General features: G+C 70.8%; 8 protein-coding genes and 1 pseudogene. 3 read left to right on the forward strand and 6 right to left on the reverse strand.

Annotated elements, in window-relative coordinates; genetic code table 11:
* Nucleotides 1-108, forward strand: a pseudogene (locus AC32QD_RS12970) (YggS family pyridoxal phosphate-dependent enzyme); the annotation flags it as partial.
* Nucleotides 109-231: 123 nt separating this feature from the next.
* Here AC32QD_RS12970 and AC32QD_RS12975 read toward each other — a convergent pair.
* The gene (locus AC32QD_RS12975) at nucleotides 232-1,518 is read right to left on the reverse strand and encodes an ammonium transporter (RefSeq protein WP_492010925.1); all 1,287 of its coding nucleotides are present in this window, start codon (nucleotides 1,516-1,518) and stop codon (nucleotides 232-234) included.
* Between the two features lie 367 nt (nucleotides 1,519-1,885).
* On the opposite strand from AC32QD_RS12975, the gene AC32QD_RS12980 reads away from it, so the two are divergent.
* The gene (locus tag AC32QD_RS12980) at nucleotides 1,886-3,952 is read left to right on the forward strand and encodes a transglycosylase domain-containing protein (protein ID WP_492010926.1); all 2,067 of its coding nucleotides are present in this window, start codon (nucleotides 1,886-1,888) and stop codon (nucleotides 3,950-3,952) included.
* Between the two features lie 168 nt (nucleotides 3,953-4,120).
* Here the strand turns inward: AC32QD_RS12980 and nadC are convergent, their stop codons facing one another.
* Genes nadC through nadA form a run of 4 tightly spaced genes read right to left on the reverse strand, consistent with a single transcriptional unit; the run spans nucleotide 4,121 to nucleotide 8,328 of the window.
* Entirely contained in the window at nucleotides 4,121-4,975 is an 855-nt protein-coding gene (gene nadC, locus AC32QD_RS12985; protein ID WP_492010927.1) for a carboxylating nicotinate-nucleotide diphosphorylase, read from the reverse strand.
* A complete protein-coding gene (locus AC32QD_RS12990; RefSeq protein WP_492010928.1) occupies nucleotides 4,972-6,552 on the reverse strand; it encodes an L-aspartate oxidase in 1,581 nt (526 codons plus the stop codon). The genes nadC and AC32QD_RS12990 overlap by 4 nt, the downstream gene beginning before the upstream one ends.
* 2 nt (nucleotides 6,553-6,554) lie before the next feature.
* On the reverse strand, nucleotides 6,555-7,232 hold the full coding sequence (locus AC32QD_RS12995; protein WP_492010929.1) for a CAP domain-containing protein: 678 nt from the start codon (nucleotides 7,230-7,232) through the stop codon (nucleotides 6,555-6,557).
* Between the two features lie 34 nt (nucleotides 7,233-7,266).
* Complete coding sequence (gene nadA / locus AC32QD_RS13000; RefSeq protein WP_492010930.1) at nucleotides 7,267-8,328, reverse strand: quinolinate synthase NadA; 1,062 nt, start codon at nucleotides 8,326-8,328, stop codon at nucleotides 7,267-7,269.
* Between the two features lie 238 nt (nucleotides 8,329-8,566).
* Here nadA and AC32QD_RS13005 point away from each other — a divergent pair, with 238 nt between their 5' ends.
* The gene (locus tag AC32QD_RS13005) at nucleotides 8,567-9,028 is read left to right on the forward strand and encodes a dihydroneopterin aldolase (RefSeq protein ID WP_492010931.1); all 462 of its coding nucleotides are present in this window, start codon (nucleotides 8,567-8,569) and stop codon (nucleotides 9,026-9,028) included.
* Here AC32QD_RS13005 and AC32QD_RS13010 read toward each other — a convergent pair.
* The coding region (locus AC32QD_RS13010; RefSeq protein WP_492010932.1) for a bifunctional [glutamine synthetase] adenylyltransferase/[glutamine synthetase]-adenylyl-L-tyrosine phosphorylase at nucleotides 9,021-11,451 on the reverse strand (2,431 nt) is incomplete at its 5' end. The genes AC32QD_RS13005 and AC32QD_RS13010 overlap by 8 nt on opposite strands.

The following is an 11,451-nucleotide window of genomic DNA, read 5'->3' on the forward strand; positions in this document are numbered from 1 at the left end:
CTTTCCATGGGGATGAGCGACGATTTCGAGACCGCGGTCAGGCTTGGGGCGACCGTGGTGCGCGTCGGGTCGGCCTTGTTCGGGGCCCGCCCGTCGGACGAGGCGTGAAGCCGGCCCAGCATCGCAAAAAAAGGGGCCCGGGCGGGACGAGGCCGCACCCGGGCCAGTGGGAGGATGGGGCGCGCCACCCGCGCGCCCCGGGGGAATAGGCGGCGTCGCCAGTCGGCACGCCTATTGCACCGTCTCGCCGTGCAGTGCGAGATCGAGGCCCTCCTGCTCCTCGGGGCCGGAAACGCGCAGCCCGGTGACTGCCTTGGTGACGAGCACCAGTACGGCGGTCGCGATTCCTGTGTAGACCAGGGTCACGATCACGCCGTAGGCCTGCGTGGCCAGGCTCGCGTCCTTGCCGGCTGCGTTGATCGCCGGGTCGGCAAACACGCCCGTGAGCAGGGCACCGACGATCCCGCCGATGCAGTGCACGCCGAACACGTCCAGCGCGTCATCGTAGCCCAGTGCCTTTTTCATGTGCACGGCGGCCAGGTAACAAAGCACACCGGCGGCAATGCCGACGATCAGCGCGCCGGTCGGGTTCACGAATCCTGCGGCCGGCGTCACGGCAACCAGCCCGGCCACCGCGCCGGAAAAGATGCCGAGCGCGGAGGGCTTTTGTGCCACCATCCATTCGGCGAACATCCAGGCCAAGGCGGCCGCGGCAGTTGCGACCTGGGTGTTCAGCATGGCGACTCCGGCCAGCGAGTTCGATGCGACCGCGGAGCCGGCATTGAAGCCGAACCATCCGACCCAGAGAAGCGAGGCGCCGACAAACGTAAGCGTCAGGTTGTGCGGCGCCATGTTGACCGATCCGTAGCCCCGGCGCGGTCCAAGCATGAGCGCAATCACCAGGCCGGCTATTCCGGCGTTGATGTGCACCACGGTACCGCCGGCAAAGTCGAGCACGCCCGCGGTTGCCAGAAACCCGCCGCCCCAGACCCAGTGGGCGATCGGCGCGTAGACGACGATCAACCACAGCGCCATGAAAAGCACGACGGCAGAGAACTTCATGCGCTCGGCGAAGGCGCCGACGATGAGCGCGGGCGTGATGATCGCGAACGTCATCTGAAAGGTCGCGAACACCCATTCGGGGATGGTTCCGCTCAGCGAGTCCATGGTGATCCCGGCCAGGAAGACCTTGCCGAGACCGCCAACGAGCGCGTTCACTCCCGCGGACGCGGCCGTGCCGAAGGCCAGAGAATAGCCGATCACCATCCACAGCACCGTGACCAGCGAGCAGATGGCGAAGGTCTGCATGCAGATGTCGAGAACGTTCTTCTTGCGCACCATGCCGCCGTAGAAGAGCCCGAGGCCGGGGATGGTCATCATCAGCACCAGCGCGGTCGATGTGAGCATCCAGGCGGTGTCGCCGGTGTCGGCGACGGGCGGGGGCGCTGGCGTAGCGGTCTGCGCGAATGCGACGGTGGTGGCGCCGAGAACGCCGAGCGCGCCCGCGAGGCCGGTCATCGTGATCCTGGCCGTCTGTCTCATGCCTTCCCTCCTGGGGTCGTTGCCGGTTTCCCTGCGAAACCGCCGGACACCACACCTCGCGGGTCCGAAGCGGTCGCTCCCAAGCCGAGAAGCAATCGTCGTGCCAGATTGGCATGCATCACATGAAGTTATTGAATAACAAGCATTATTCGGCTGACCACCCGGGCCTCTGACGAAACAGGCCAATCAGGAAAGTTCATTCTATGTGCAGAACAGATATTTTGAATAAAAAATAAGCTGTAAGGGAAAAGAAGTCGCAGGTGGGCTGCGGTAGGGTGGCGCGGTCGGCCTCGATCGCCTAATCTGGCTGCGAGGCGGGGAGCAGAGATCAAGGAATCCCGGGGTGGCGGGAAAAAAGAAATCGACCGCCAGAAAGGACAAGAAAGAGCGCCGGGCGCCGGGTCCGCTGACCCGGACGGTGAGCGCGCTCACCATGGGCATGCTGCGCATGCTCTGGGCCTTCGGATGGCGGCTGGGACTGGTCGCGTTGGTGGTCCTGGCCGGGGCGACGGCGTTCTACTATGTGCAGTTGCCACCGCCCGACCAGTTATATGATGGCCGCGGTGGCGGATCGGTGACGTTGCTCGACCGCAACGGCAATGTGTTTGCCTGGCGCGGCGAGCAATATGGCGGCGACCTGCGGGCCGGGGAGGCCTCGCCCTACCTGGTCGATGCAGTGATCTCCGCCGAGGACCGGCGGTTCTACGAGCACATCGGCATCGATCCGATCGGCATCGCGCGCGCCGCCATCGCGAACATTCGTGCAGGGCATATCGTGCAGGGCGGCTCGACCCTGACGCAGCAGGTCGCGAAGAACGTGTTCCTGACCTCCGAGCGCAGCTTCACGCGAAAGCTGAAGGAGCTGCCGATGGCCTTCGCGCTCGAGCTCAAATACACGAAGAACCAGATCCTATCGATCTATCTCAACCGCGTATATCTCGGCGCTGGGACCTATGGGTTCGAGGCGGCGAGCCAGCGCTATTTCGGCAAGTCCGCGCGGCTGCTCAACCCGGCGGAGGCGGCGATGCTGGCGGGTCTGCTGCGCGCGCCGTCGCGCTATGCGCCGACCAACAACCTCGCGCTCGCCCAGAGCCGGGCGAACATCATCATCGGGGAGATGCAGCAGCAGGGCTATCTGACCAAGGCGCAGGCGGCGCAGGCGCGGGCGCATCCGGCGCAGCTGAGCGATGCCGCCGCGTCGCAGACGGGGGGCTATTTCGCCGACTGGGTGATGGAGGTGGCGCCCGACTACCTGGCCTCGAACACCACCGAGGACGTGGTGATCAAGACGACCTTCGACCCGAAGATCCAGAAGGCGGCCGAAGCCGCGCTGCACGATGTGTTCGACAGGAAAGTGCGTAACAGCAGCGTCGCGCAGGCGGCGATCGTGGTGATGACGCCGGGCGGCGCGGTGCGTGCCATGGTCGGCGGCCGCCAGGACGGCGCCGGCCAGTTCAACCGCGCGACCATGGCCAAGCGCCAGACCGGCAGCGCCTTCAAGCCAATCGTCTATGCCGCCGCGCTCGAGGCCGGGATGAGCCCGAACGACGTGGTGGTCGACGCGCCGCTGCGCATCGGCGACTGGTCGCCCCAAAACTACGAGCACACCTACCGCGGCCCGGTGACGCTGACGCAGGCGCTGGCGCACTCGATCAACACGGTCGCGGTCCGCGTGTGTGAGCGCGCAGGGGAGGACCGGGTGCGCAAACTCGCCCGCAGCATGGGCATCACCACGCCGCTCGCACCCGGCCCGGCGATCGCGCTTGGCACGTCGGAGGCGACGCTGATCGACATGACCTCGGTCTACGCCACCATCGCCGATGGCGGCCGGCGGGCCGAGCCGCGCGGCATCAGCGAAATCCGCCTCAGAGGCGACAGCACGCCCCTGATGGAACAGCGCGGCGGCCTGGGCAAGCAGGTGATTTCGGAGCGCACGGCCGGGCTGCTCACCTACATGATGCGCGAGGTGATCCGCCAGGGCACGGGCCGGCGGGCACAGCTGCCCGACCGCGAGGCGGCGGGCAAGACCGGCACCACCCAGGAGTCCCGCGATGCCTGGTTCCTGGGATTTACGGCGGACTATGTCGTCGGGGTCTGGATGGGCAACGACGACAACTCGCCCCTGAAGGGGGTCACCGGCGGCGGCCTGCCCGCCGAGATCTGGCGCGAGGTGATGATGCGGATCGAGAAGGGCGTGCCGCCCTCGCCGCTCCATGTCGTGCAGCCCGGCGGCGGGTCGATGGTGCTCTCGGGCGAGCCCGGCGGCTACAGCCGCGCCGACGGCAGCGGCGCCAGCACGGTCGAGAAGGTGTTCTTCGATGTGCTGCGCTCGATCACCGGCGGGGGTGGAGGCGGCCACTCGGGCGGCCGGAGCGGCGGTTTCAAACCGTTCGGGCCCGGCAACCGCTAGAGGCGCCGAGGCGCTGCCAAGGGCCCACCGAAGCGGTGTCCAAATGTGGACGCATACCTAACCACATGAAATCATTTAATATCCGATTTGGACCATTTTTATGGTTTAGGATTCGTTGACGCGTTTCCGGCCCGGTGGCGCACCGCCAACGCAGGCCGCCAGCACCTCTCAGGCGAAGTCGAGGCCGAGGTCGAGGATGCGGGCCGAGTGGGTCAGCCAGCCGGCGGAGAGGTAGTCGACCCCGGTCTCGGCAATGGCGGGCGCGGTGGTGGGCGTGATGCGGCCCGAGGCCTCGAGCGCGACCCGGCCGCCGGCCATCGCCACGGCCTCGCGCAGGGTGTCGGGGCCCATGTTGTCGAGCAGCACGTTGTCGGCGCCGCCGGTCTCCAGCACTTCGGCGAGCTGGTCCAGCGTGTCGACCTCGATCTCGATCTTCATCATGTGCCCGGCGGCCGCGCGGGCGCGCTCGAGCGCTGGGCGGATGCCGCCTGCGGCCGCCACGTGGTTGTCCTTGATCAGCATGGCGTCGTCGAGGCCCCAGCGGTGATTGCCGCCGCCGCCGGCGCGCACGGCGCGCTTCTCGAACAGGCGCAGGCCGGGGGTGGTCTTGCGCGTGCACACGATCACCGCGCGGGTATGCGCGATGGCATCGGCGATGCCGCGCGTCGCCGTGGCGATGCCCGAAAGCCGGCAGGCGAAGTTGAGCGCCACGCGCTCGGCGGCGAGGATGGAGCGGGCCTCGCCATTGATGCGCATCAGCGTGTCGCCGGCGGCGACGCGCGCGCTCTCCGCGGCGGTCTGCTCGATGGCGAGCGCCGGGTCCATGAGCTCGAAGGCGAGGCGCGCGGCGTCGAGCCCGGCGGCGACCCCGGCCTCGCGGGCGCGCATCGCGGCGCGGGCGCGGGTGCCCGGCTCAATCACGGCGTCCGAGGTCACGTCGCCGGCGCGGCCGAGGTCCTCCATGAGCGCGGCGCGCAGGGCGGGCTCGAGCATCAGGCGCGGCAGCGGCGGCAGCGGGCTCATGCCGGCACCTGCGCGATCTCGTGGCGGATGGCGAGTGCCTCGTCGAGCGTCAGCCGGGTCGGGTGCGCCTGCGCCGGATCCGGCGCCGGGCGGTCGGAGCGGAAATGGCCGCCGCGGCTCTCGGTGCGGCTGAGGGCGGCGGCGACGACCAGCGTGGCGGCCGCCGTCATGTTGGCGAAGGCGGGACAGTGCGTAGCATGGCTGCGCTCGAGCCGCGACAGCGCGGCGAGCGCGCGGCCGAGCCCGCCGGCGTCGCGCACCACGCCGGCATCGGCGCTCATGGTCTGCCGCAGCGCGCGCCAGGCGGCCTGTGGAATGCCGCGCCCGGTGGCCGCCGGGGTCGGGATCGCCCCGCGCGGAGCCGCACTGCTCCCTCCGGACAAGTCCTCGGCGATGCGCGCGCCGAAGACGACCGCCTCGAGCAGCGAGTTCGAGGCCAGCCGGTTGGCGCCGTGCAGCCCGGTGCAGGCAACCTCGCCCACGGCCAGGAGGCCGGGGATGGAGGCGCGACCCCGCGCATCGGTCGCAACCCCGCCCATGTGGTAGTGCTGGATCGGCGCAACCGGGATCGGCTGGCGCGCCGGGTCGATGCCGGCCTCGCGGCAGGCGGCCCAGATGGTGGGAAAGTCCTGGGCGAAGCGCGCGCCGATGGCTGCGCGGGCTTCGAGCAAGACCCGGTGGCCGGCGGCGATGCGGGCATGGATGGCGCGGGCGACGATGTCGCGCGGCGCGAGCTCGGCATCGGCGTGGACGGCGGTCATGAAGCGCGCGCCGGTCTCGTCGATCAGCACTGCGCCCTCGCCGCGCACCGCCTCGGAGACGAGCGGCGCCGGGTCGCGGTCGATGGCAAGCCCGGTGGGGTGGAACTGCACGAACTCCGGGTCGCGCGCCAGCGCGCCGGCGCGGGCGGCCAGGCCGAGCCCCTGCCCCGCGACGCGCGGCGGGTTCGACGTGACGGCATAGAGCCCGCCGATGCCCCCCGTCGCCAGCACCACCTGGGCGGCGCGGAACAGCATGGGCGCGGCCCCGGGATCGGCGGCGCGCAGGGCAAAGACGCCGGCGACGCGGCCCCCGGCGAGCGCCAGCTCGACCGCCTCGACACCTTCGATCACCCGGATCGAGGGGGTGGCGCGGACCGCGGCGATCAGCGCCTGCATGATCGCCTTGCCCGCCCGGTCGCCGCGCACGCGCACGATGCGGCGGGCGGAATGGGCGGCTTCGCGCGACTGTACGAAGCGGCCGCGCGGGTCGCGGTCGAAGGGGGTGCCGAAGCGCACCAGGTCGGCGATGCGGGCGGGCGCCTCGCGCGCCACCGAGAGCGCGAGCGCGGCGTCGACCATGCCGGCGCCGGCGGCCACCGTGTCGCGGGCGTGGGCCTCGGGGCTGTCGCCCTGCTCGAGCGCGGCGGCGACGCCGGCCTGCGCCCAGGCGCTGGACGCGCCCTCGCCCAAGGGCACGGGAGAGAGCACGGTGGCCGGAGCGGGCGCCATCTTCAGCGCCGTGAAGAGCCCGGCGAGCCCGGCGCCGACGATCAGCGGGCCGTCCGAGTGGACAACGGTATCGGGGGCGTGCGCCATGCTCAGCCGGCGAAGTCCTCGGCGACCAGCAGGTCGCCGCAGGTCCTTGGGTCGGGGCGCACTGCGGCGCCCGCGCCGTGGCGGGTGAGACGCGGATCGAGAATGTTGCGCCGGTGCTCGGGCGAATTCATCCAGTTGGCGACCACCTGCTTCGCCGCGCCGGCATAGGTGCGGCGCAGCACCGGGGGGCCGTTCGGCGTGAGCGAGAACAGGCAGCGGGCCCGGTCCCGGATGTAGAATTTGCCGCCGCGAAAGGCGTAGAGGCTGGTCTGGGCGATGTTCTCGGCCACGCGGGTGAAGCGCGCGCCGGCCCGGGCGAGGCGCTGGTCGGGCGTGCGGCGGCCCGGGGCCGGGGATTCGTGGGCGAAATAGCCGCGGGTGGCCATGTCGCCGCTGTGCGCGGCGGCGGCGCGGTCGAGCGCCGGGTCGTCGGCCAGGGGCGCGCGGCCGTGGTCGCAACGCTGGAGGTTGACCGCGTGCAGGATGGCCTCGGAGATCAGCCACTGATCGACGCCGTGGGGCTCGATCCGGCGGTTCACCGCCGGGTCGGTCGGCGGCAGGGCCTTGCAGGCGGCGACCACCGCGGGCGGCGCCGCGCTCAGCCGGCCGCAGGCCGACATCGCCGCGATGGCGAGCGCGGCAACCACGAGGAGAGCGCGGCGGAGCGGAACGGGGTGCACGGTCTGGCCTCTCCGGTCATGCCCGGGGCCGGGCTCAGTGCCGGCGTTCCCTGAGCGCGATCATCGCCTCGACGGCGCGGCGGGCGGGCTCGATGTGCTGCTCGGCCACCGTGACCTCCTCGCTCATGCTGTGCAACGACCAGAGCACGTTCTCGAGCGTGATGCGCTTCATGTGCGGGCAGATGTTGCAGGGCCGGACGAACTCGGTCTCGGGCAGCTCGGCGGCGACGTTGTCCGACATCGAGCATTCGGTGACCATGACGACCTTGCCGGGCCGGTTCTCGCGCACCCAGCCGATCATGCCGGCGGTGGAGCCGGAGAAGTCGGCCTCGGCGATCACCTCGGGCGGGCATTCGGGATGCGCGATGATGACGACGCCGGGATCGGCCGCGCGGTAGGCGCGCAGCTCCTCGGCGGTGAAGCGCTCGTGCACGACGCAGGTGCCCTCCCACCAGACGATGCGCTTGGTCGAGCGCGCCGCGATGTTGCGCGCGAGGAAGCCGTCGGGCGTCATGATCACGGTGTCGCCGGGCATCGCCTCGACCACATCGAGCGCGTTCGAGGAGGTGCAGCAGATGTCGGAGGCCGCCTTCACCTCGGCGGTGGTGTTGACGTAGGAGACGACCCTGGCGCCGGGATGGCGGGCGCGCAGGCGCGCAATGTCGGCCGGGGTGATCGAGGCGGCCAGCGAGCAGCCGGCGCGGCTGTCGGGGATCAGCACGGTCTTGTCAGGGTTCAGGATCTTCGAGGTCTCGGCCATGAAGTGGACGCCGCACTGGACGATCACGGGATGGGGCACCCTGGTGGCCTCGATGGCGAGCTGCAGCGAATCGCCGCGCACGTCAGCGATGCCGTGGAAGATCTCGGGGGTCATGTAGTTGTGGGCGAGAATCACCGCCTCGCGCTCGCGCTTGAGCTGCTCGATGGCGCGGATATAGGGGGCGAAGCGCTGCCAGTCGGGCTCGGGCACCACGCTGCGCACCCGGGCGTAGCGCGATTCGGTCTCGCGCGCGGCGGCCTCGGACGGCGCCAGGTCATAGTTTCGCGCAAGCTGGGCGCGAGCGTCGGCGAGCGCAACAGTGGCGTTCATCAGCATCGGCGGGGCCCTCCGGTGCCCGTTATGCTCAGATTGAGCATATATAGTATCCGAAAAAACGCGCACAAGGGCGCGTCGCTTCCCGGACGGGATCGCTCAACAGGGCTTGATCTTTGGCGCGGGCCCGGCGAGGAGTCAACCCCGCAGGTCGGCGCGAGCGGCGTGTCGCACCATCGAGCGGACGCCCGTGGACGGCCGGCGCTTCCATCGGCCCCGCGGGCAAGAGCGGAGGACGCGCATGGCCGACAAGATCCCGTCGCCGGACCCGACTGCCGGGAGGGCGCGTGAGGCAGACCTGCCCCCTGATCGCGTGTTCCTGCGCGACTATGTGAGCGAGGTCGAGATCGGCGCCTATCCGGAGGAGCGCGGCGTGCGCCAGCGGCTGCGCTTCAACATCGTGGTCGAGGTGATGCGCAAGCCAGGGCCGGTCGAGGACAAGGTCGGGAGCGTGATCAACTATGACGGCCTGATCGAGGCGATCGACAGGGTGGCTGCCGGGCCCCGCGTGAACCTGATCGAGACCTTCGCCGAGCGGCTGGCGGCGCTGTGCCTGGCCGATCCCCGGGCCCTAAAGGTGCACCTGCGGCTCGAGAAGCTGGATCGGCTGGCCCAGGGGGCGACACTCGGCTGCGAGATCAGCCGGCGCCGCGGCCCGGAGTCGAACGAGACGCTGTGGTCGGAGCAGGACGGACTCAGTTAGGGCCCTCGCCGAACACCCGGGCGCAGATTTCGGCGGCGCGTGCCTGCACGGCGGCGAGCCGCGCGTCGAGTTCGTCGAAGTCATCCACCCCGGCAGCCCGGGCCAAGGCACGGCGCAGGCCATCGCCGGCGGTCTCGCGCCGGATCGGGTTGTCCAGCGCCACCCGTTCGATCTGCTGCAGCCCCTGCATCAGCACCAGAGCCTCGTCGAGCGCCTCGGCCTCCTCGTCGCTGATCCAGCCGGCTTCGGCCAGGGCGTCGAGCGACGCGACGGCCGAGCGGCAGGCAAGCCCATGATAGAGGATCCCGGTCTGGGCCAGGAACTCGATCTCCATCAGGCCGCCGGCAGCGTGCTTCAGCGACCAGGGGTTCTGGCGGCTCCGGGCGTGGGCCTCGAGCAGCTTGCCGCGCATCTCCCGCGCCTCCTCGAGCACCCGCGGGTCGCCCTTGCGTTCCGCGAGCGCGGCGCGGATCGCCTCTTCCACTTGCGCGCCGAGATCCGCGGCGCCGGTGACGACGCGGGCGCGGGTCAGCGCGAGGTGCTCCCACACCCAGGCGCGCTCGGCCTGGTAGCGGGCGAAGGCGGAGAAGGAGACGGCAACCGGCCCCTTGCGGCCCGATGGGCGGAGCCGCATGTCCACCTCGTAGAGCCTGCCCTCGGCGGTGGGGGCGGTCAGGGCTGCGACCATCGCCTGCGTCAGGCGCGGGTAGTAGGTCGCCGGCGAGAGCGGCTTCGCGCCCGCGGAGGTCTCGGCGCCCTGTGCATCGTAGACCGTGATCAGGTCGAGATCCGAGGCCGCCGTCATCTCATCGCTGCCGAGCTTGCCCATGCCGATCACCACCATGCCGCGTCCGGGCGGCGGGCCGTGGCGCCGGGCGAATTCCTCGACGACATTGGGATAGAGCACGGCGAGGGCCGCCTCTGCGATGGCGCTGAAGGCCAGCCCGGCCTCGCGGGCGCCGCTCATGCCGCGCAGCACCTGCACACCGGCGCGGAAGGTCTGCTCGTGCGCCCAGCGGCGCACCGCGTCGAGCAGGCGCTCATAGTCGACATCGCTGGCGCGCTCGCGGCCGACCCAGGCGTCCAGATCGCGGGTCAGCTCGGCCGCCGTGCCGAGCGGTGAGAAGAAGTCGCGGTCAAGCAGCGCATCGAGCACCTGCGGGTGCTGCGCGAGATAGCCGGCCAGCCGCGGCGCGGCCGCGCAGATCTCCACGATCAGGTCGAGAAGGTGCGGGTTGCTGGCGAAAAGCGAGAACACCTGCACGCCGGAGGGAAGCCCGGCGAGGAAGCGATCGAACTGGGCCAGCGCCTCGTCCGGGCTGCCCGCCCCGGAGAGGCGTTCGACAATCAGCGGCTCCAGGGTGGCGAGCAGACTGCGCGCCCGCTGGGTGCGTGTGGCCGGCATGTTGGCGCCGCGCCAGGCCTCGATCAGCCGCATGGCGTCTGCCGGCCGCTGGAATCCGGCCCGCGCGAGGGATGCCTCTGTGGTCTCGGGGCGGCTTGCGTCTTTCCCGCGGCGCCTGGCGGCGGGGGTGAAGAATTCCTCTGTGGCCGCGTGGACGCGGGCGAGACGCTCGGCCAGGTCCCGCTCGAAGGCGGCCCGGTCGGACCATCCGCTGAGCGCGGCGAGGCGGGTGCGTCCCTCCTCGGAGCGCGGGAAGACCTGCGTCTGGGCGTCGTCCATCATCTGCAGGCGGTGCTCGAGCGTGCGATGAGCGACATAATCTGTGGCAAGCAGCCCTGCGGTGTCGCGCGTGACCCAGCCGGCCTCTGCCAGCGCCTCGAGCGCGCCCAGGGTGGTCGGCACGCGCAGGGCGGGCGCGCGCCCGCCGCAGATGAGCTGGCGCGTCTGGGCGAAGAACTCGATCTCGCGAATACCGCCCGGCCCGAGCTTGATGTCGCAGCCGGGCAGCGCGCCGGGCGAGAAGCGGCCCTTCTGCTCGCGGATCCGGCGCAGCATGTCGTGGGTGTCCTCGATGGCCGCAAAATCGAGATGGCGGCGCCACACGAAGGGGGTCAGGGCCTCGAGATAGGCGGCGCCGGCCACACGGTCGCCGGCGACCGGGCGGGCCTTGATGTAGGCGGCGCGCTCCCAGGTGCGGCCGACCGATTCGTAGTACCGCTCGGCCGCCTCCATCGCCATGCAGACGGGCGTGGTCGAGGGAGAGGGACGCAGCCGCAGGTCGGTGCGGAACACGTAGCCGTCGGCCGTGCTCTGGGAGATCAGCTTGACCAGCTGGCGGGTGACGTGGATGTAGCGCGCCTTGGCCTGGGCGAAGTCCGAAGCGTCGAATCGGTCCTGGTCGAACAGGCAGATCAGGTCGATGTCGGAGGAGAAGTTCAGCTCGCGCGCGCCCTGCTTGCCCATGGCGAGCACGGTGTAGGCGGCGCCGGACGCGAGATCGGCCTCGTCGAGGCCCGGC

This window comes from Thermohalobaculum sp., assembly GCF_058622915.1.

Excerpts from the sequence above, each read along its gene's own strand:
- AC32QD_RS12975 (WP_492010925.1), bottom strand. The coding sequence starts at position 1,518 with ATGACCGGCCTCGCGGGCGCGCTCGGCGTTCTCGGCGCCACCACCGTC.
- nadC (WP_492010927.1), bottom strand. The coding sequence starts at position 4,975 with ATGAGCCCGCTGCCGCCGCTGCCGCGCCTGATGCTCGAGCCCGCCCTG.
- AC32QD_RS12990 (WP_492010928.1), bottom strand. The coding sequence starts at position 6,552 with ATGGCGCACGCCCCCGATACCGTTGTCCACTCGGACGGCCCGCTGATC.
- nadA (WP_492010930.1), bottom strand. The coding sequence starts at position 8,328 with ATGCTGATGAACGCCACTGTTGCGCTCGCCGACGCTCGCGCCCAGCTT.
- AC32QD_RS13005 (WP_492010931.1), top strand. The coding sequence starts at position 8,567 with ATGGCCGACAAGATCCCGTCGCCGGACCCGACTGCCGGGAGGGCGCGT.